Origin of the sequence: Chromobacterium sp. IIBBL 290-4, assembly GCF_024207115.1 — a bacterium.
Classification (GTDB): Bacteria; Pseudomonadota; Gammaproteobacteria; order Burkholderiales; family Chromobacteriaceae; genus Chromobacterium.
In genome coordinates this window covers 2,955,663-2,973,929 of sequence record NZ_CP100128.1, presented here as the reverse complement: position 1 = coordinate 2,973,929, position 18,267 = coordinate 2,955,663, and the positions used below count along the sequence as shown (strand labels likewise).

Annotated in this window: 18 protein-coding genes; 7 read left to right on the top strand and 11 right to left on the bottom strand. The window is 62.2% G+C overall.

The window, feature by feature from the left end; translation table 11 throughout:
• The first annotated feature begins 3 nt into the window (after window positions 1-3).
• On the top strand, window positions 4-630 hold the full coding sequence (locus tag NKT35_RS13880) for a L,D-transpeptidase (protein WP_254293897.1): 627 nt from the start codon (window positions 4-6) through the stop codon (window positions 628-630).
• A complete protein-coding gene (locus NKT35_RS13875) occupies window positions 630-1,043 on the top strand; it encodes a DUF2721 domain-containing protein (RefSeq protein WP_254293895.1) in 414 nt (137 codons plus the stop codon). Before NKT35_RS13880 ends, NKT35_RS13875 begins: the two co-directional genes overlap by 1 nt.
• A 1-nt stretch (window position 1,044) precedes the next feature.
• Here the strand turns inward: NKT35_RS13875 and NKT35_RS13870 are convergent, their stop codons facing one another.
• The 5 genes from NKT35_RS13870 to NKT35_RS13850 all read right to left on the bottom strand — a co-directional run bounded on the left by NKT35_RS13870 (window position 1,045) and on the right by NKT35_RS13850 (window position 7,895).
• The gene (locus tag NKT35_RS13870; protein WP_254293894.1) at window positions 1,045-1,821 is read right to left on the bottom strand and encodes a class I SAM-dependent methyltransferase; all 777 of its coding nucleotides are present in this window, start codon (window positions 1,819-1,821) and stop codon (window positions 1,045-1,047) included.
• A gap of 316 nt (window positions 1,822-2,137) precedes the next feature.
• The gene (locus NKT35_RS13865; protein ID WP_254293892.1) at window positions 2,138-3,664 is read right to left on the bottom strand and encodes a fumarate hydratase; all 1,527 of its coding nucleotides are present in this window, start codon (window positions 3,662-3,664) and stop codon (window positions 2,138-2,140) included.
• 229 nt (window positions 3,665-3,893) lie between these two features.
• Complete coding sequence (locus tag NKT35_RS13860; RefSeq protein ID WP_254293890.1) at window positions 3,894-4,622, bottom strand: MgtC/SapB family protein; 729 nt, start codon at window positions 4,620-4,622, stop codon at window positions 3,894-3,896.
• 156 nt (window positions 4,623-4,778) lie between these two features.
• Window positions 4,779-6,425 (bottom strand): Nramp family divalent metal transporter, encoded by a 1,647-nt coding sequence (locus NKT35_RS13855; RefSeq protein WP_254293888.1) that lies wholly within the window; start codon window positions 6,423-6,425, stop codon window positions 4,779-4,781.
• Between the two features lie 573 nt (window positions 6,426-6,998).
• The gene (locus tag NKT35_RS13850; protein ID WP_254293887.1) at window positions 6,999-7,895 is read right to left on the bottom strand and encodes a DMT family transporter; all 897 of its coding nucleotides are present in this window, start codon (window positions 7,893-7,895) and stop codon (window positions 6,999-7,001) included.
• A gap of 96 nt (window positions 7,896-7,991) precedes the next feature.
• Here NKT35_RS13850 and NKT35_RS13845 point away from each other — a divergent pair, with 96 nt between their 5' ends.
• Window positions 7,992-8,813, top strand: coding sequence for an AraC family transcriptional regulator (locus NKT35_RS13845; RefSeq protein ID WP_254293885.1), 822 nt, complete (start codon window positions 7,992-7,994; stop codon window positions 8,811-8,813).
• Here the strand turns inward: NKT35_RS13845 and NKT35_RS13840 are convergent.
• Window positions 8,803-10,218: a cryptochrome/photolyase family protein gene (locus tag NKT35_RS13840; RefSeq protein ID WP_254293883.1), complete on the bottom strand. Its 1,416-nt coding sequence runs from the start codon at window positions 10,216-10,218 to the stop codon at window positions 8,803-8,805. The genes NKT35_RS13845 and NKT35_RS13840 overlap by 11 nt on opposite strands.
• A complete protein-coding gene (locus NKT35_RS13835) occupies window positions 10,215-11,165 on the bottom strand; it encodes a LysR family transcriptional regulator (RefSeq protein ID WP_254293881.1) in 951 nt (316 codons plus the stop codon). Before NKT35_RS13835 ends, NKT35_RS13840 begins: the two co-directional genes overlap by 4 nt.
• Window positions 11,166-11,296: 131 nt before the next feature.
• Here NKT35_RS13835 and NKT35_RS13830 point away from each other — a divergent pair, with 131 nt between their 5' ends.
• Both NKT35_RS13830 and NKT35_RS13825 read left to right on the top strand, forming a co-directional pair.
• Window positions 11,297-11,770, top strand: coding sequence for a DMT family transporter (locus NKT35_RS13830; protein WP_254293879.1), 474 nt, complete (start codon window positions 11,297-11,299; stop codon window positions 11,768-11,770).
• A 2-nt stretch (window positions 11,771-11,772) separates the two neighbouring features.
• On the top strand, window positions 11,773-12,255 hold the full coding sequence (locus tag NKT35_RS13825; protein ID WP_254293877.1) for a DMT family transporter: 483 nt from the start codon (window positions 11,773-11,775) through the stop codon (window positions 12,253-12,255).
• On the opposite strand, the gene NKT35_RS13820 is transcribed toward NKT35_RS13825, so the two are convergent.
• The 4 genes from NKT35_RS13820 to hmpA form a co-directional block, all read right to left on the bottom strand.
• A complete protein-coding gene (locus NKT35_RS13820) occupies window positions 12,201-12,713 on the bottom strand; it encodes a DUF6622 family protein (RefSeq protein WP_254293875.1) in 513 nt (170 codons plus the stop codon). The two genes, NKT35_RS13825 and NKT35_RS13820, sit on opposite strands and share 55 nt — an antisense overlap.
• 84 nt (window positions 12,714-12,797) lie before the next feature.
• On the bottom strand, window positions 12,798-13,139 hold the full coding sequence (locus NKT35_RS13815; RefSeq protein ID WP_254293873.1) for a YnfA family protein: 342 nt from the start codon (window positions 13,137-13,139) through the stop codon (window positions 12,798-12,800).
• Between the two features lie 23 nt (window positions 13,140-13,162).
• The gene (locus NKT35_RS13810) at window positions 13,163-13,600 is read right to left on the bottom strand and encodes an Rrf2 family transcriptional regulator (protein ID WP_254293872.1); all 438 of its coding nucleotides are present in this window, start codon (window positions 13,598-13,600) and stop codon (window positions 13,163-13,165) included.
• A 70-nt stretch (window positions 13,601-13,670) separates the two neighbouring features.
• The gene (gene hmpA / locus NKT35_RS13805) at window positions 13,671-14,882 is read right to left on the bottom strand and encodes an NO-inducible flavohemoprotein (protein WP_254293870.1); all 1,212 of its coding nucleotides are present in this window, start codon (window positions 14,880-14,882) and stop codon (window positions 13,671-13,673) included.
• A 426-nt stretch (window positions 14,883-15,308) separates the two neighbouring features.
• Between hmpA and NKT35_RS13800 the strand changes: the two genes are divergently transcribed.
• Window positions 15,309-17,933, top strand: coding sequence for a glycoside hydrolase family 15 protein (locus NKT35_RS13800; protein WP_254293868.1), 2,625 nt, complete (start codon window positions 15,309-15,311; stop codon window positions 17,931-17,933).
• Window positions 17,930-18,259, top strand: coding sequence for a hypothetical protein (locus tag NKT35_RS13795; RefSeq protein ID WP_254293866.1), 330 nt, complete (start codon window positions 17,930-17,932; stop codon window positions 18,257-18,259). Before NKT35_RS13800 ends, NKT35_RS13795 begins: the two co-directional genes overlap by 4 nt.
• The last annotated feature ends 8 nt before the right edge of the window (window positions 18,260-18,267 follow it).

Here is an 18,267-nt window from a genome sequence, read left to right as displayed (position 1 = left end):
ACCATGCCTTGGCTTTTACTCTGCCTGCTCGGCACTCTTTCCCTGCCCGCATGGGCGCAAGATGATGCCGCGGCGATGATTCTGAACCAAGAACAAGACGCCCCGCTGCAAGCCACCCATGCCAACCCACGCCATTACGGCCAGGCCTGGATCTGGATAGGCGTGAAATCGCAAACTTTGCGGCTGCTGGATGACTGGGGGCGCGTGCAAAAGGAATACGTGGTTTCCACCGCCAAGAACGGCCTTGGTGAAACGACAGGCAGCTATCAGACGCCGCGCGGCTGGCATACCGTATGCGACAAAATAGGCGCAGGCGCGGCGGAAAACACCATCATCTTCCGCCGCAGGATCACGCCCTGGAAATACACGCCCGAACTGCACGCCCAGTATCCGAACAAAGACTGGATCCTGACCCGCATCCTGTGGCTTTGCGGCCAGGAGCCCGGCTTGAATCAAGGCGGCAATGTGGACAGCTATGATCGCGCGATTTACATCCACGGCGCCGGAGATCATGTACCATGGGGCCAGCCCAGCTCGCTGGGCTGCGTCCGGATGAAAAATCAGGACGTAATGGAATTGTTTGACGCCGCGCCCAGCGGCATCGATGTTTGGATAGACGAGAACTCCTGATGCACACCATGCTGAATCTTGGCACCCCCGCCTTGCTGTTCCCCGCCATTTCCCTGCTGCTTTTGGCTTACACCAACCGCTTTCTGGGCCTGGCCAGCATCATTCGCAATTTGTACGAGGAATACCGCGACAGCAAGGATCCGAAAATCCTGCGTCAGATCGGCAATCTGCGCACCCGCATCACGCTGATCAAATGGATGCAATTCATGGGGATAGGCAGCCTGTTTCTGTGCACGGTGGCGATGTTTCAGATCTATACCGGCTGGCAGGCTTGGGGGGAGGTGACTTTCGGCGCCAGCTTGCTGAGCATGATCGCCTCGCTGGCTATTTCGCTGATCGAGCTGATCCGCTCGTCCGACGCGCTCAATATCCTGCTATCCGACCTGCAGGCGGAATACGACCGCCGCCATTGAGTCAAGCCAAGCCCTTGGACGCGCCCGCTTCGTCCTTGCGGGCCACCAGCAGATGCACCGGCAGGGTCACCTGCCGCCTTTGCTGAGGATCGCCCCAGGCGCGGGCGATCCGCTTGCAGGCATCGTCCAGTATCCCCTCCCCCAAAGCCCGCTTGCACAATTTGCTCGCCGACGTGGTGTTCAGGAATCCCAGAAAATGATCCAGCGCCCATTCATTGCGAATGATGAAACTAGGCGCCTTGAGCAAGGGCAAGGGACAGCCGCTGCCCTGAAAATCATCCCACAATAACTGGCAACGGCTGGACCAGAACGGTTCGATGATGGACCACAGCACGCTGCATGCCCGGTCGATTTCCGGCGTCACCTCGCAATGGTGGTAGCCCCAGGCCGCAAAGACTCCCCCAGGCTTCAAAACCCGCGCCACCTCCGGCCAAAAGGACGGATGATGGAACCAATGCAGCGCCTGCGACACGCAAACCAGATCAAAGCAATCGTCGTCGAACGGCGTCACCTCGGCTGGACACTCCCGGTAATACACCTGAGTATGCGGCTCAGCGGCGGAAAGCTGCGCCGAGCTGATATCGGTGGCATCCACCCGCGCAAAACTCTCCCCCAGGCGCACCGCCGTTTGCCCGCTGCCGGTCGCGCAATCCCATGCCCGTTGATAACCAGGGCATAGCGGCAACAGCCAGGCATACAGCTCCTCCGGATAAGACGGCCGGAAGCGGGCGTACAAATCCGAGTAAAGACCGAAGGTGGCGACAGAACCGAGAGACATATTCATATCGAGATAGGTAAAACCACTGAAACGATGCCGGGAACATTTTCAGTATGTATGCTGACATAGGCAGTTTTGCAAGAAAAAACCGTCGTAAACACATGTATTAACAGATGACTGCGTCACCAATGCAACAATAATTTAAGCAATTTAAACAAGCAATAAATATTGCAATCGCATACCCGACTTCAGTGGATTATCAAAACAAAAACATCGATTCATTCAAAACTTACTCTTAATTAAGTTAAAAGTATGCTTACCCATAAAAAAAACAGCCCGCTCTAAACGAGAGGGCTGTTTCTGCATAGTCCTAAGATCAGGCAATGCTGACCGGAATCTTCCCAATCTTCACCCGCCATTCCGCCGGGCCGGTGTTATGCACCGAGGTGCCACAGGAATCCACCGCCACTGTCACCGGCATGTCCTTGACCTCGAATTCGTAGATCGCCTCCATGCCCAGGTCGGCGAAGCCCACCACTTTGGATGCCTTGATCGCCTTGGACACCAGGTAGGCGGAGCCGCCGACGGCCATCAGGTACACGGCCTTGTTGTCCTTGATCGCCTCGATCGCCGCCGGGCCGCGCTCGGCCTTGCCTATCATGCCCAGCAAGCCGGTCTGCTCCAGCATCTGGCGGGTGAACTTGTCCATGCGGGTGGCCGTGGTCGGGCCGGCCGGGCCTACCACTTCGTCGCGCACCGGGTCGACCGGGCCAACGTAATAGATGAAGCGGTTGGTGAAGTCCACCGGCAGCTGCTCGCCCTTGTTCAGCATGTCTATCATGCGCTTGTGGGCGGCATCGCGGCCGGTGAGGATTTTGCCGTTCAGCAGCAGCACGTCGCCGGGTTGCCAGCTGGCCACTTCTTCCTTGCTGATCTTGTCCAGATCGACGCGCTTGCCGTTGGACGCGTCGTAGGTGATGTCCGGCCAGTCTTCCAGCTTGGGCGGTTCCAGCTGGGCCGGGCCCTTGCCGTCCAGATGGAAATGGATATGGCGGGTGGCGGCGCAGTTCGGGATCATCGCCACCGGCAGCGAGGCCGCATGGGTTGGGTAATCCAGAATCTTCACGTCCAGCACCGTGGTCAGGCCGCCCAGGCCCTGGGCGCCTATGCCCAGCGCATTGACCTTTTCAAACAATTCCAGGCGCAGTTCTTCCACGCGCGACAAATCGCCGCCGGCAGCGGCCTTGGCCTTCAGTTCGTGGATATCGACGTGGTCCATCAGCGATTCTTTCGCCAGCAGCATCGCCTTTTCCGGCGTGCCGCCGATGCCTATGCCCAGAATGCCGGGCGGACACCAGCCGGCGCCCATGGTCGGCACGGTTTTCAGCACCCAATCGACGATGGAATCGGACGGGTTCAACATCGCCATCTTGGACTTGTTTTCCGAACCGCCGCCCTTGGCCGCGCAGATCACGTCCACCTGATCGCCTTCGACGATCTCGAAGTGCACCACGGCCGGGGTGTTGTCCTTGGTGTTCAGACGCTTGCCGGCCGGGTCGCTCAGCACGGAGGCGCGCAGCTTGTTGTCCGGATGGTTGTAGGCGCGGCGCACGCCCTCGTTGACCATCTCCTGCACGCTCAAAGCGGCATCCCACTGCACTTTCATGCCCACCTTGAGGAACACCACGGCGATGCCGGTATCCTGGCAGATCGGGCGCCGGCCTTCGGCGCACATGCGGCTGTTGACCAGAATCTGCGCCATCGCGTCCTTGGCGGCGGTGCTTTCCTCGTTCAGGTAAGCCTGGTACAGCGCGTCGATATAATCTTTCGGGTGGTAACAGCTGATGTACTGGAAGGCATCGGCGATGCTCTGGATGAAGTCTTCCTGGCGGATGATGGTCATAAGGCTGTCTCGAGAAGCCGGGCGCCGGTCCGGCCGCCCGTGGATTACCCCGCCGCCGGCGCTGGATAAAACCGGTGCCGCGCGACAACTAAAAACCTATCCCGATTGTAACACCGTCCGTCATGAACTTTGACTGCAAACAAAGCGCCGGATGGCGAATGATGCCTAAATCGCGGACATGAAAAAACCGCCGGGCGCAAGCGCGGCGGTTGCTTGCCTTTGGGCCGGCTCATTCGCTGGTGCTGGTATTCCAGTAGGCCTGGCTGATATAGGGCTTGGCCGCCAATTCGGCGGCGATGCGGTCCAGCTCGTCCGAATCCACCGAGGTGGCCAGCAAGGTGGCGGTCATTTCCACCTCGTCCTCGCCGAAGGCCTCGACATCCAGGTCGCCCACCGGGTAATTGGCGCGCTCCAGCAAATCGCCGACATGCGACAGCGCCTGCTTCTGCTCTTCGCGCGTCGAAATCACGCACAACTGGTAAGTGACTTCGCTGGAATCGTCGTCGATAGGCCGGCGATTGATGGAATTGACCACGGGTCTGAGCAGCGTGTTCACCGCCAGCACAAACACCGTGGTCAGGATGGCCTGGCCCAGCATGCCCGCGCCGGCGCAAGCGCCAGTGGCGGCTGAGCCCCATAGCGTGGCGGCGGTATTCAGGCCACGGACATTCAAACCTTCTTTCATGATGGTGCCGGCGCCGAGAAAACCGACGCCGGAGACCACATAGGCCACCACCCTAGAAGCGCTGCCCGAGCCATCCAGCTGCAAAGCCATATTGACGAAGGCCGCGGCGCTCACCGCCACCAGCGCGTTGGTGCGCAGGCCAGCCGTGCGCTGGCGATACTGCCGCTCCAGACCGATCACCGTGCCGCAAACAAAAGCCATCGCCAGGCAAATGAAGGAATGCAACAGGCCATAAAGGTCGAAATCGAATAAAGTTTGCAGACTGTAATGCATGAGCCCCCCATATTGAATTGTTATATAAGGAATGTGCATGGTGGCTTTCTGTGAAAGCCACCATGCACCGCTCCCTAAAAACAAAGCCGCCCCAAAGGACGGCTTTGCGCCGCCGGCGCGCTCGATGCGTCGCCGGCCACCACCTTAACCCGCCTCTCAGTGGGCAAGCAAGGCGACTTCCGTCACTTTGTACACCACCATCACCACCGCTATCACCAAGTAGCCGCGCAGCACGCCCATCCACAGGCGATTGGTGCGGGACAGCACCATCGGCTTAAGCTGGTTCAGCGGCGGCATGCGCCAGGTTTGCATGTACAGCTTGCTCGGCTTGGCCTCTTCCTTCAGATCGGCGCCGGATTCTGCGTCGCGGCGCAGTTTCACGGTATGGGCCGCAATCACCACGATGCCGCCGATAATGCTGCCGCCCACCAAAACATTGATGATGGTCTGGCTGGAAATATCCGGCCACAGCACCGACGCGGTCAGAATGATGGACAGCAACACCAGGATGGCGGCCACCGCGCCGGTGAACAGATTGGTCCAGCGGCCATTCACCCACGGGCCCAGCACTTCCTTGTCATTGCACAGCAGCAACAGGAATACCGAAGCGGACGGCAGCAGCACGCCGGCCAGCGTTTGCACGGCATTGGTCAGCAGGCCCAGCGGCACGCCCGGAATCAGCACCAGGGCGGCGGCGCCGGCGATCAGCAGGAAGTACACCGCGTAGAACGCGCGGGCGTCGGTCGGCTTGCGGTGCAGCGAGTGCTTCATGTTCATCACGTCGGCCAGCGCGTAAGCGGTGGACAGCGACACGGCGCTGGCGCCGATCAGGCTGGCGTCGATCAGGGCGATGGAGAACAGCACGCCGGCCAGATGGCTGTGATATTTGCCCAAGCCCGCGGCGACGGCGCCGGCGTCCTGGAAGTTGCCGAATTCCGGCTTGCCGGCAAACAGCGCGGCGGCCATGCCGATGATGGCGATGGCGCCGATCAGCACCAGCACGATGCCCAGCCACAGGTCGGCGCGCTCGTATTTGATGAAGCGCGGGGTGATGCGCTTGTCGATCACATAGCTTTGCTGGAAGAACAGCTGCCACGGCGCGACGGTGGTGCCGACGATGCCGATGATCAGCAGCATCACGTCGGACAACTTGCCGCCTGCGGGCATGCCCGGCACGATCAGGTCATGGCCGATCTGCGCCATCGGCGGGTGCACCATCATGAACACCGGCACCAGGAACAGGCTGAACACCACCAGAATCATCGAGAAACGCTCGAAGCGGCGGAAATCCCCGGTGCTCGCCGCCGCCATCACCAACAGCGCGGCCGCGACCACCCCCCATTCCTTGGGCAAGCCCAAATATTGCAAGGCCAAGGTGATGCCGATGAACTCGGTGACGATGGTCAGGGCATTGAGCAGGAACAAGTCGATGGCGCTGAAGGCGCCCCAGAACTTGCCGAAACGCTCCAGGATCAGACGGGCATGGCCCACGCCGGTGACGGCGCCCAGGCGCAGCACCATTTCCTGGTTCACGTACAACACCGGGATCAGCAGCAGCAAGGTCCACAGCAGCGAGGTGCCGTAGTTCTGGCCGGCTTGGGAATAAGTGCTGAAAGCGCCGGCGTCGTTGTCGCCGACCATGACGATCAGGCCGGGGCCTAAAATCGCCAGCAGCGTGCGAAAACGCTGCCACATGCTATTGCGAGCCGCCACGTCGCCGTGGCGGATAGTGCCAAAGGCACCGCGGATATCGCCGACGTGGGCGCTATCCAGTACAGCTTCGTTCTTGACGGGATTTGTCATTGTCATTTCTCCGTTCGGGCGGCGCAAGCGGGTACCGCCCGTCGTTTTGCAAGCAAACGAAGGCATGCGGGCATGGACGAACCTGCGTCGGCCAGGCGTGAAAACACGCGGCGTATGCAAGCGCGAAAATGCGCAAACCTGATTTAGGCGTCCGAGAGGTCTCGGTTCGCGGTCATCAGCAGTAACGGTGGTTTGGGTAAGTACGCGGCGGCAGCCGAACGGCTGTGCCTATCGATGCGCACTGTCTAGCTTCGCGGCAAGACAGCGGCCAAGAAAATTTGGTGACGATGCCTGTGCCGGTCAGAGCGACCCGGTAGATAACCAACAACTACTACTGCAACTTTCCAAGGCATCAGCCCCCAGTAATGAAAACGCGGCGATAGTAAGCCTGCCGTGAAATGAACGTCAACACCCTCTTGACATGAATATTCTGCACCGCGGCAGGGCCCTTTGCGGCAATTTGCCACAAGCCGGCGATCTTGCTGGTCAAGCTCGCAAAATCGCCGGCGCAACTTCACTATAAGCGCAATAAAACGCCAAACCCACCATGTGAATTTTTGTTAACAGATTGTGTTATTTTTTTACAAATGCCAATTTAGCCGCAGCGTCGCGCCGGAACACGCCCTGGCCCAACGCGACGCCCAGCAGGATCAAACCACCGCCAATCCAGTGAAAATAGTGGATGGTCTCCCCCAGCATGGCGCTCGCCATCAACGCTGTGAACAAGGGCAGCAGGTTCATGAAGATGGCGGTGCGGTCGCTGCCCAGCTTCTGAATGCCGCGCATCCACAGATAAGCGGCGAACACCGACGAGCCTATGCCGGCGAACAGCACCAGGCCGATGCCTTTGGCCGGCACCGCCATGCTGTGCGCGGTCAAGCTCAGCGGCAATAGCAGCAACACCGCCAGACTGGCCTGCAAGTAGAGATTGACCCAAGCGCCGAAAGGCGGCGCCCAGCGCTTGAGCAAAATGCCATACAAAGCATAGGACGCGGCGCCAGCCAGAATCAGCGCATCGCCGATATTGACGCCATGAGTCAACAGACTCAGCGGATCGCCCTGCCCCAGCAGATAAGCCACGCCGGAAAACGACACCGCCACGCCCAGCCAAGCCAGGCCGCTGACTTTCTGACGGAAAACCGCGGCATTCAGCAACAAGCCCAACAGCGGCACCAAGGCGGTGATCACGCCCATATTGGTGGCGCTGGTGTTATGAGCGGCGTAATAAGCCAGACACTGGAACAGCACCATCCCCAGCGCGGACAGCGCCAACAGCTTGCCCAGCCAGGGCTTGAGCTCGCCGATGCGGCGACGCAAAGCCGGCAAGCAGAACGGCGTCAGCACGATGGCGGCCAGCAGCCAGCGATAGAGCGAAATCGCCGCAGGGTCCAACACTTGGGCGGCGGCCTTGGATACGATGACGTTGGCGGCCCAGATCAACACCGCCAGCAAGGGAAACAGCATAGCCATCACAGGCTCCTTCGACATGATGGCTGCTATTCTAGCTCCGTCTGTTCTCGGATATATAATTCGAAACAAACAATGCACTGAGGCAAACCGGACAAGATGAACGCCGCTCCCGCCGACTATTTCGCCAGCGATGGCCTGCTGCCCGAGCCCGCGCCGCTGATCTTCCGCTATCACCGCTTCACGCCCAAAAGCGAATTCGCCCGCCATCGCCACCGCTGGGGGCAATTGAACCGGATCAGCCTGGGCCTGGTGGAGTTGCTGCTGGATGACGGCAAGGTGGTGTCCCCCGCCCAATACCTGCTGTGGACGCCGCCGGAGCTGCCGCATGCCGCTTATGTGCGCCAAGACATGCACTACACCTCCATCTATGTCAGCCATGAGCTGGCGGCGCAGTTGCCCAGCCACATCTGCCTGATCGAGCAGACGCCGCTGATCCGCGCCCTGCTGGACGACTTTGGCCAGCGACAAGTCACCACGCTGACCGACCCTTGGGACATCCGCCAGGCCGAGCTGCTGTTCGCGCGGGTGCGGCAATCCAAACGCGAGGCCACCTATCTGCCGGATAGCGGCCAACGCTTATTGCAGCCGATATTGGACGCCATCCGCGCCGATCCCGCCGATCCCACGCCGCTGAAAATCTGGGCCGACAAGGTATTCAGCACCGAGCGCACGCTGGCCAGATTATTCCAGCGCGAGCTGGGCATGAGCTTCGGCCAGTGGCGCGGCCGCGCCCGGCTGCTGGAGGCGTTGTCGCTGCTGAAGCAAGGCGACAGCGTGCAGGCCATTGCGGCCCGGTTGGGTTACGCCACGCCGTCCGCCTTCATCGCCATGTTCCAGAAACAGCTGGGCGCTTCGCCGGAGCGCTATCGCCGCCAGTTGCTGGAAGGCGGCGAATGGCCGGACGAATTCAGCGTTTGAACAGCGCCAGCGCCAGCTCGCGCTGAACCGCGTGATCGACGACGGGGTGCGGATAATCGCGGCCCAATCGCACGCCGGCCTCCATCAAGGCTTCCGGCTTGGCTTGCCACGGCGCGTGGATCAATTTATCCGGCAACGCCGCCAGTTCCGGCACATAGCGGCGGATGAAGCGGCCGTCCGGATCGAACTTCTCGCTCTGGCTCACCGGATTGAAGATGCGGAAATAAGGCTGGGCGTCGCAGCCGGTGCTGGCCGCCCATTGCCAGCCGCCGTTATTGGCCGCCAGATCGAAATCCAGCAGTGTCTCGGCGAAGTAGCGCTCGCCCCAGCGCCAGTCTATCAATAGGTCTTTCACCAGGAAGCTGGCCGCCACCATGCGCAGCCGATTGTGCATATAGCCGCTGCGGTTCAACTGGCGCATCGCCGCGTCCACCAGCGGATAACCGGTCCGGCCCGCTTTCCAGGCCTCGAACCACTCGGCGTGGTTGGGAAACGGCAGCGCGTCGTATTCCGGCTTGAAGGCATGCTCGACCACGTCCGGCCTATGCCACAGCACCTGCTGATAGAAATCGCGCCAGATCAGCTCGCTCAGCCAGCACATCGCGCCCTCGCCGCCATCATGCCAGGCGAAGGCCGCCAGTTGGCGGATGGAAAGAGTGCCGAAGCGCAGATGGGCGCTCAGATAAGACACGCCCTTGATGCCGGGGAAATCGCGCTGCGCTTTATAGCGGTCGATCCGGCCGGCAAAATCCGCGAACAAGCTTTCCGCCCCTTCGCTCCCCGCCCGCACCGGCAACGCGGCCAGATCGCTGGACTGGAAGCCCAGCTCCGCCAGGCTCGGCATGGGCTGCGGCTCGCGCGGCATCAGCGCGTCCAGATAGCGCCGCACCGAGTAGGCCTGCAGATGAAACGGCGTCAACTGTTTCAACCAGGCGTTTTTATACGGCGTGAATACCGAAAATGGCTTGCCGGCACCAGTCAGCACCTCGTCGGTGTCGAAAATCACCTGATCTTTGCTGGCGTGAAAGGCGATGCCGCGCTCCGCCAGCCGCTTGGCCACCTCCGCATCGCGCGCGCGCGCCACCGGCTCGTAATCGCGGTTGCAAAACACCGCCTCCGCGCCCCACTCCGCCGCCAGCGCGGGAATCTCGTCCACGGGGAGGCCATGGCGAATCAGCAAATCGCCGCCCAGCAGGTTCAGCTCGCGCTTCAGCGCGGCCACGCTTTGCCAGATGAAATCCACCCGCCTGTCGTCGCGCGGCAAGGCGTCCAGTATCGAGCTGTCGAACACGAACACCGGCAGCACCGCCTGGCTATGCTTGAGCGCGTGATAGAAGGCCGCGTGATCGTCCAGCCGCAAATCGCGGCGCAGCCACAGCAGCGCCTTGCCGAAAGTCTTGCTCATGATGGGTTTCCGCTTGATGACGCCAACCAAGATGCGGGCAGGCCGCGATCCCACAAGGGCAGATCGCCGCCCAGCTTTTCTTGCAGAAAGTCGATGAAAGCGCGCGCCTTGGCTGGCAAGCGGCGCCGCTCAGGGTAGACCGCATGGATGGCGTGGCGAGGCAAGGCATAATCGGTCAACACCGCCTTGAGCCTGCCCGCCGCCAGATCCGGCCCGACGATGAAGGTCGGCATCTCGCAAATGCCCAGGCCCGCCAACAAGGCGTCGCGGCGCGCCTCGCTATTGTTCACCTGGTAATTGCCGCGCGGCTGCACGCGAACCTCCCCTGCGGGTCCTTGGAAAACCCAGCTGGCGCCGCCGCGGTAATAGGAATAGGCGATGCAGTTATGCTGGGCCAGCTCGGCCGGATGCCTGGGCTCGCCATATTCCGCCAGATAGTCCGGCGAGGCGCACACCCATACCCGGCACGGCGCGATGCGGCGCGCCACCATGCTGTTGTCCGGCAGATTGCCGATGCGCACGGCCAGGTCGTAGCCATCGACCACCAGGTCCACCATGCGGTCGTCCATCGCCAGCTCCAGCTCGATATTGGGGTGGCGGCGCAAAAACTCCGGCACCAGCGGCGACAGGTGCAGACGGCCGAAAGCCATCGGCGCGCTGACGCGCAGCAAGCCCGCCGCCTGGCTTTGCAAGCCGGCAGCCTCCTCTTCCGCCTCGATGGCGATGGCCAGCGCATTGCGCACGCTGTCGTAATAACGCTCGCCCGCCTCGGTCAGGCGGAGCCGGCGCGTCGTGCGCTGCAGCAGCCGCACATTCAAGCCAGCCTCCAATTGCTGCACCCGCTTGCTGACGGCGGACTTGGTCAAACCCAGCTTGACGGCGGCGGCGGAAAAACTGCCCGCCTCCACCACGGCGACAAATATGGGAATCGCAGCGAAATGTTCCATTGCCATTGTCTACTTAATCTCTACGATCAGTTTCCACAAAGCCGGATTATCAGTCAATTAAGCACAATATATAGTAATGATCGAAACGACCGGCGGCACGCCGGCTAAGAAAAATCGATATGGAAAAACTCATGAAACTGAAGTCGATGCGCGCCCTGGCGACTCAATGGACGCCGCCAATGCTCGCCTTGCTGGCCGGCATCCTGCTGGCGCTGATGATACATAGCAATAGCCGGCTGGCGCGCTATAGCAATCCTATCAGCGCCTCGTGGCTGGCCCACGGCATAGGCGCGCTGACAGCCTTGCTGATCTGGTGGATCTATCCAAGCAAAACCCAGCCACGCGGCATGGAAAAAGCCCCTTTATGGTCTTATTTGGGCGGGATGCCGGGAGCGCTGGCGGTTGCGCTTGCCGCGATCACCGTCAACAGCCCGCTGGCCATGTCTGGAACCCTGGCTCTGGGCATGGCCGGGCAAGCGCTGTTAGGCCTCGCCGCCGATCAATGGGGATGGTTCGGACTGCCGCGACGCGCTCTTGTCCCGCGCGATGCGTTGACGCTGTCGCTCACTCTGGCCGGCTGCGCCGTGCTGATTTTCGGAGCCTGATCATGTGGATGGACTTAGGCCTGGCCGTGATCAACGGCCTTTGCATCGCAGGCAGCCGCGCCATCAATGGCCAGCTTGGAAAAAAACGCGGGGCGTTGGCCGCCTCGTTCTGGAACCACTTGGGAGGCTGCTTATTCCTGAGCATGATCTTGCTAGCCGGCCTCGCCTCGCTGCGCTGGCCTCAGCACGCGCCCTGGCAGGCCTGGATGGGCGGAATGATCGGCGCGGGCTTCGTGGCTATCAACAGCCTGGTGCTGCCCCGGCTGGGCGCGATGAAAACCACGCTGCTGGTGATTAGCGGCCAACTCGCATGCGGCGCGTGGCTAGACCAACTGGATCACCGCGGCAAAAGCGGCGCAACGCTGCTGGCGGGGCTAGGGCTGGTCGCGCTGGGACTATGCCTGGCGCGCCGCCCTGTCCGCGCCCGTCATCAAACAGAAGCGGGCGCGCCATCGGCCCGCGCCGCGCCGCGAAAAATCGCCTGAGCGCGCGCGGCCACCAGTCCGGACAGCACGCCATAAGCCAAGCCTATCAAACCGGGAAACACGGAGCCGCTTGTCAAAGGCAAGCGCATCGCCATGGCAACGGCGACCGCATAATGGGTGAAGAAAATCGCCATCATCAAGATCAGCGGCAGCCCGCTTCCCGGCACCTCATAACTGCGGCTCTCCGACAGATAACGCACGCCAGCCGGGACGATCCAAGGCCCGGCAATGGCCAGCGCCAAAGCCAAACCCACCAGCCAGCCCGCCACCGGCAACACGGCCGGGCCAAACTCCGTCAGCACGCCGTAGGCCGACAGGCCCAGCATCGCCAGCGGCAACAACAGCAAACGTCCGCGCGAAAGCTGGCGGGTTTCCATCTGCTTGCGGCCTAGCGACAGCAAAACGAAAAACAGCACGAAAACCGGCCACGGCGTATGGCGCACGATACCCAACAACATGTTCTCTCCCCATTCGCGAAAAATGAAAACAGCATATTCATTTAAGCATCATACTGTGAATTTCTGAAGAAGGACTAGCTGAGCTCACGCCCTCGGCGCGAACATGATCACCAGCATGCCCGCCAGCGCCAACGCACAGCCCAGCGCGTCCCAGCGGTCCGGCCGAATGCCGTCCGCCAGCCATAGCCACAGCAGCGCCACGCTGACATACACGCCGCCATAGGCCGCGTATACGCGCCCCGCCGCCGCGGGATGCAAGGTCAACAGCCAGGCGAACAAGGCCAAAGCGCCGGCGGCGGGCAGCAGCAGCCACCACGGTTTGCCTCCGCGCAGCACCAGCCAGGGCAGATAGCAGCCGACAATCTCCATCAGCGCCGTCAAAACAAACAAGCCTGCCACGCGGGGCAGGCCGGATAACCATTCCATGAAGACTCCTTGGCGAGCGCGGCTCAGATCGCGCCGCGATGCAGGCGAATGATGGCCTCGCCAGTGGGACTGGCGACGATGTCTCGCAAAGTGTGCCCATCCAACGACTGGAAAAATGCCGCCAGCGCCACATCCAGCACGCCTTTCAAACGGCAGCCCTGGCGCAGCGCGCAAGGCGGTTCGGCGCAATCGATCAAGTCCATCGCGCCCTCCAGCGTCCGCACCACCTCGCCCAGGCGGAAATGCTCCGGCGGCTTGGCCAGCGCCAGGCCGCCGCCCTTGCCGCGGCTGGTGGCCAGCCAGCCTTGCTGCGCCATGAAATGCACCACTTTGACCAGATGGTTGCGCGAGATTTCGAAGCGCTCGGCGATTTCCGGAATGGTGGCCAACTGGCCCGGCGCCAGCGCAGTCAGATACATCAACACCCTGAGGCCGATGTCGGTGAAACGGGTCAGTTGCATCGTAGCGCCTGCCTAGAGAAAGGATCGGCGGAGCATAACGCGGATGCGCCGCCGCCTCAATCATCCCCCCTTAGTCGGCCAAGGGGTTGGAGCCGAACACTTCATAGTGGATGCGCCCGGCTGGCACGCCCAGCCGCTTCAGGCAATCACGCTGCTCCAGCATGAAGCCCAAGGGGCCGCACAAGTAGTAATCGGCATCCGGCAGCAAGGCGATTTCCTTCACCTGATCCAAAGCCAAGCGCCCCGGGGCCTGATAATCGACGCCGGCCACGTCCTGGCTGCGCGGCATTTCATAACTGACATGCACTTGCAGTTGCGGATGACGCTCGGCCAACTGTCGAACTTGGCGGCCCATGGCGTGAACGCCGCCATGGCGAGCGGCATGCAGGAAACGAACTTGGCGGCTGCCCCGCAGCAGCTTGCCCAGCATGGACTGCATCGGCGTCTGCCCCACGCCGGCGCTGATCAGCACCACCGGCGTGTCGCGGTCTTCATGCAAGAAGAAATCGCCCTGCGGCGCGCTCAACTCCAGCACGTCGCCCACCTCGGCTTCGCGGTGCAGCAGATTGGACATCTTCCCCGCCGGCTTGCCCACCGCAGCATCCTCGCGCTTCACCGAAATGCGCAGGTACTCGCCATTGGGCGCATCGGACAGGCTGTACTGCCGGGGTTGACTCAAACCCCATTCGCCGACGAAGCGGCGCACCGACACATACTGGCCCGGCCGGAAGCCCGGCAGGGCGCCGCCATCGCTGGGCTGCAGATAGAAAGAGGCGATTTCCTCGCTTTCCATCTCCTTCCTGACCACCCGGAACGGACGCCAGCCGCTCCAGCCGCCGTCGGCGTTTGTGCTGTCTCGGTACATGTCGTTTTCGATGCCGATTAGCGTATCGGCCAGCAAACCGTAAGCCTCGGCCCAGGCCTGGATCAGATCATCGCCGGTCGCTTCGCCCAGCACCTCGCGAATGGAGGCCAGCAAGTGCTTGCCGACTATCGGGTAATGTTCGGCGCGAATGCCCAGGCTGACATGCTTGTTCGCCACGCGGGTCAATACCGGCAGCAGCGGCGACGGATCATCGATGTGCTGGGCATAGGCCAACACCGCCATCGCCAATGCCTGCTGTTGCTGGCCGGCATGCTGGTGTCCCTGATTGAACAGATGCTTCAACTCGGGGTTGTGCTGAAACATGCGGCGATAAAAGTGGCTGGTCAAGGTCACGCCATGCTGTTGCAGCACGGGTACGGTGGCTTTAACCAGGGAACGGGTTTGTTCGCTCAGCATGATGGCTCCTAAAGATGTTTATAAAATACATTTTTATAGCTCTAAAAAAACCACCAGCTGACTCCAGCCAGCCCCGTCTCACCCCATAGGTAGGGACGCCGGGAGCACAGGCCTCGCTTCCGAACCAGTCCTCGACTGACTCATGACGGAAATCTCTGACGGCCTTAAAGATGTAAAAATAATACATCTTTATTGGTTCAATGTCAGAAAACTACTCAAACCAAGGCGGTTCTGTTGTCTTTTAGTTACAACCACCCGCTCACCACTTGCGGCAGAAAGCCTTATTCGACGTCAACACCCTCAATTTCTACTCGAATACCAGCATGCCATTCGATATTTGTTTGATATAACTAGTAGCAAAACTACATTGGCGGCGAGTAAAACACGACCGTCAAACGCAGCGCCACTACAAACGGAGACTACACCATGCCCTGCCCAACCCTGACGCGCCCTACCCTGCTGGGCCTTTTGATCGCCAGCCTGTTCAGCCCGCTGTCGCATGCCGATGAAGCTTTCGGCAGCCCCGGCGACACCCCGGTTCGCGGCCCCGCCGCCAAGTCCTTTCTCGGCACCGCCGTCGGCAGCCCGTCCAAGGTCTACTTCACCGGTTACCGCGGCGTCGTATCCGAGGTGTACTACCCGGTGCTGGACACGCCGGAATCGGTGGACTTGCAGTTTCTGGTCGGCGACGCCGGCAAGACCTTCGTCGACGAGGAGAAACGCCAGGCCTACTCCGCCGGGCAAACCGACACGCGCACCATGAGCTGGATCGCCAGCACCGGCAACGCCGGCCACAACTGGCAGATCAGCAAACGCATCTTCGCCGACCCCAATCACGACACGCTGATCCAGCGCGTCACCTTCACCGCGCTGAACGGCCATACCGTCGGCGACTTTAATCTCTACGTGCTGTTCAAGCCCTATCTGGACAACGCCGGCAGCGGCAACAGCGCGCAAACCGTGGCCGCCGCTGGCGGTTACGCGCTGACCGCCAGCCACAACAGCCGCGCCTCGGCGCTGATGGCCAGCCAGCCGTGGAAAGTGGTCAACGGCCAGCCCATGCTGTCCAACGGCTTCGTCGGCCAGAGCGACGGCTGGACTGACTTGATAGGCAGCGGCGACAACACCATGAACTGGGCTTACAGCTCCGCCACCAATGGCAATGTGGCGCAAACCGGCTGGCTGGACCTGGGCGACCCGACCGCCACCAGCGTGTCCTTCGACGTGGCTTTAGGCTTCGGCGCCAGCCAGGCCGACGCGGTGGGTAGCGCCGCCGCCTCGCTGGGATCGGACCTGAGCGCCGCGCAGCAGCAGTACGACAACGCCTGGCATGCCTACGCCGCCGGCCTGTCTACCCAGGGCGGCCTGGCCGACGACCGCTACTATCTGGCGGCAATGACGCTGAAGACCATGCAGGACAAGAGCAACGGCGCGATGATCGCCGGCATAGGCACGCCGTGGGGCGAGACCCAGGGCGACGCCAACCAGGGCGGCTACCACCTGGTATGGCCGCGCGACCTGTTCAAGTTCGCCAACGCATTGACCACCGCCGGCGACAAATCCACCGCCGCCAGCGTGGTGGGCTACCTGTTCAATACCCTGCAGCAAAACAGCAATTGCGGCACAGCGGAATACAACGCCGCCGGCTGCGCGGCCGGCTACAGCCGCATCGGCCGCTTCCCGCAAAACGCCTGGGTCAGCGGCTGGCCGTACTGGCAAGGCACGCAGATGGACGAGCAAGCCATGCCCATTCTGCTGGCCTGGCGGCTGGGTTCAGCCGTATCCAATCCGCTGTGGCCCAAGATCAAGCTGACCGCCGATTACATCGTCTCCACCGGCCCGTGGAGCTACCAAGAGCGCTGGGAGGAAAATTCAGGCTACTCGCCGTCCACCATAGCCGCCGAGATCGCCGGCCTGGTGGCCGCCGCCGACATCGCCCGCAATAATGGCGACGACGCCAGCGCCGGCCGTTATCTCGCCGCGGCGGACTACTGGCAGCAAAGCGTCGCCGCCTGGACCTACACCAGCAGCGGCAGCTTCGGCAATGGCAGCTACTATGTCCGCATCAACCCGGCCAGCCGCGCCGGCTCCGGCACAGACCGCGCCAGCTTCGCCCCATCCGCCGGGCCGGACACGCCGCAAACGCTGACCATCAAGAATGGCGGCGGCAGCCACGATGCCCGCCGCGTGGTGGACGGCGGCTTCCTGGAGCTGGTGCGCATGGGCGTCAAGCGCGCCAACGATCCCACCATCGTCAACACCATCAATGTGTTCGACAGCGTGCTGGGGCAGAAACTGGCGCTGCCCGGCGCGCCCGCCCTGCCGGTCAACGCCTGGTTCCGCTACAACTTCGACGGCTACGGCGAACACAACGACGGCAGCGATTTCAACGGCAGCGGCGCCGGCCGGCTATGGCCGATCTTCACCGCCGAACGCGGCATGTACGAGATCGCCCGCCAGGGCAGCGCCGCCGCCGGCCAGCCCTACTTCGCCACGCTGAAGCTGCTGGCCACGCCGGAAGGCATGCTGCCTGAGCAGGTATGGTCCAATAGCGCGACGCTGCCGGATGGCTGGGCGGTGACCACGCCGGCCGGCTACCTGCCCGGCATGCCGACCAAGTCTATGGCGCCGCTGAACTGGGCGATGGGCGAATACATCAGCCTGCTGGCCTCGATCAACGCCGGCAAGGTGGTCGACATCCCGCAAGTGGTGTGCGCGCGCTACAACAACTGTCGCGCCGCGCCTAACGCCGGCGAAGCGCCGGTCGGCATCAACGTGACGGCCAGCACGCAATGGGGCCAGCAGCTCTACATCACCGGCAACGCGCGCGCGCTGGGCAACTGGAACACCGACCTCGGTCTTCCGCTGGACGCGGCCGCCTATCCAGCGTGGCAAAACGGCGTCAACCTGCCGGCCGGCCAACAGATCGCCTACAAGTACTACCGCAAGAACGCCGACGGCAGCGTGACTTGGGAAAACCTGTCCGGCAACCACAGCCTGCAGACGCCGGCCAGCGGCAGCCTCAACCTGAACGACCAGGTGAGCTGGTGACCCCGCGCCGCGCCTGGGCTGCCGCCCTGCTATTGACCGCGGCGGCGGCGGCCGGCGGCGCGGCCTGGCGGCTATGGCCGGCGCAGGCGCCCTCGCCGGCTATCGCCAAGCAGCCGGCCGCCATTTTGCCGACCCGGCCCATCGTCCATCAGGCCACGCCCGCCCAGCCCTGGCGGCCGCCTTCGCGCCCGGCCCTGCCGCCGGTGAAGAAAGGCGGCAACAGCTGGCGGCCGGAAGCCGCTCCGGTGATAGCCAAGATGGAAGTTCAGCGCGGCGCGCCGGACATCCCGGACGCACAGCCGCTGTCCAGGCCGCCGGATCCTTGATCCCGGCA

What these genes read in the sequence shown, in the direction of transcription:
- NKT35_RS13880 (WP_254293897.1), top strand. Translation starts at nt 4, where the DNA reads ATGCCTTGGCTTTTACTCTGCCTGCTCGGCACTCTTTCCCTGCCCGCA.
- NKT35_RS13875 (WP_254293895.1), top strand. Translation starts at nt 630, where the DNA reads ATGCACACCATGCTGAATCTTGGCACCCCCGCCTTGCTGTTCCCCGCC.
- NKT35_RS13870 (WP_254293894.1), bottom strand. Translation starts at nt 1,821, where the DNA reads ATGTCTCTCGGTTCTGTCGCCACCTTCGGTCTTTACTCGGATTTGTAC.
- NKT35_RS13865 (WP_254293892.1), bottom strand. Translation starts at nt 3,664, where the DNA reads ATGACCATCATCCGCCAGGAAGACTTCATCCAGAGCATCGCCGATGCC.
- NKT35_RS13860 (WP_254293890.1), bottom strand. Translation starts at nt 4,622, where the DNA reads ATGCATTACAGTCTGCAAACTTTATTCGATTTCGACCTTTATGGCCTG.
- NKT35_RS13855 (WP_254293888.1), bottom strand. Translation starts at nt 6,425, where the DNA reads ATGACAAATCCCGTCAAGAACGAAGCTGTACTGGATAGCGCCCACGTC.
- NKT35_RS13850 (WP_254293887.1), bottom strand. Translation starts at nt 7,895, where the DNA reads ATGGCTATGCTGTTTCCCTTGCTGGCGGTGTTGATCTGGGCCGCCAAC.
- NKT35_RS13845 (WP_254293885.1), top strand. Translation starts at nt 7,992, where the DNA reads ATGAACGCCGCTCCCGCCGACTATTTCGCCAGCGATGGCCTGCTGCCC.
- NKT35_RS13840 (WP_254293883.1), bottom strand. Translation starts at nt 10,218, where the DNA reads ATGAGCAAGACTTTCGGCAAGGCGCTGCTGTGGCTGCGCCGCGATTTG.
- NKT35_RS13835 (WP_254293881.1), bottom strand. Translation starts at nt 11,165, where the DNA reads ATGGAACATTTCGCTGCGATTCCCATATTTGTCGCCGTGGTGGAGGCG.
- NKT35_RS13830 (WP_254293879.1), top strand. Translation starts at nt 11,297, where the DNA reads ATGAAACTGAAGTCGATGCGCGCCCTGGCGACTCAATGGACGCCGCCA.
- NKT35_RS13825 (WP_254293877.1), top strand. Translation starts at nt 11,773, where the DNA reads ATGTGGATGGACTTAGGCCTGGCCGTGATCAACGGCCTTTGCATCGCA.
- NKT35_RS13820 (WP_254293875.1), bottom strand. Translation starts at nt 12,713, where the DNA reads ATGTTGTTGGGTATCGTGCGCCATACGCCGTGGCCGGTTTTCGTGCTG.
- NKT35_RS13815 (WP_254293873.1), bottom strand. Translation starts at nt 13,139, where the DNA reads ATGGAATGGTTATCCGGCCTGCCCCGCGTGGCAGGCTTGTTTGTTTTG.
- NKT35_RS13810 (WP_254293872.1), bottom strand. Translation starts at nt 13,600, where the DNA reads ATGCAACTGACCCGTTTCACCGACATCGGCCTCAGGGTGTTGATGTAT.
- hmpA (WP_254293870.1), bottom strand. Translation starts at nt 14,882, where the DNA reads ATGCTGAGCGAACAAACCCGTTCCCTGGTTAAAGCCACCGTACCCGTG.
- NKT35_RS13800 (WP_254293868.1), top strand. Translation starts at nt 15,309, where the DNA reads ATGCCCTGCCCAACCCTGACGCGCCCTACCCTGCTGGGCCTTTTGATC.